Annotated in this window: 1 protein-coding gene; it reads right to left on the reverse strand. The window is 69.6% G+C overall.

Going from position 1 to position 537, the window contains the following annotated elements; translation table 11 throughout:
* A partial coding sequence (locus ACTVZP_RS22330) for a GNVR domain-containing protein (RefSeq protein WP_443214319.1) occupies window positions 1-537 on the reverse strand: 537 nt, incomplete at both ends.

Raw genomic sequence — 537 nt, forward strand, 5'->3', positions numbered from 1 at the left:
AGCGTGCTGGCCTTCAGCACGCTCAGCTCCTGCGCCCGGTTCAGAAGCTGCAGATAGACCTGCTGGCCCACTTCCAGATCGCGCGTCAGGTTGAAGACCTCGCGCTGGGTCTCGGGCAGCTCCGTCGTCTCGCGGCGCAGCGCCGCCAGCCGCTCCTCGAGCCGCGCGCGCGCGGAGAGGAGTTTCTGATAAACCGGGTGCTGCTTCGTGTAGCGCTCGGCGAGATCCTCTTCCTCGGTCGCGAGCTGGCGCAGTTCGGCCTCGGCGGCCGCGATCTGGGTGAGGAGGCTCTGGCCTTCGAACCCGAGGTCGATCGCCTGCTGGGCCTGGCGGTAGGCGTTCAGCCGCTCCTCGGCCCTGGTGACCGCCGCGCGCGCCTCCGGCAGCTGGCGCTCGATGAAATCGAGGCTGCTCTGCGCCTCCGCGGCGCTCCGGCTCATGTTCTGGCGCAGATAGGCCTCGGTGATCGCGCCCAGCGTGCGCTGCAGCTCGGCCGGATCGGCGCCCGTCAGGCTTACCTCGAGGATGGAGGAGGCT

Source organism: Rhodobacter sp. NSM (genome assembly GCF_052244495.1).
GTDB lineage: Bacteria > Pseudomonadota > Alphaproteobacteria > Rhodobacterales > Rhodobacteraceae > Cereibacter_A.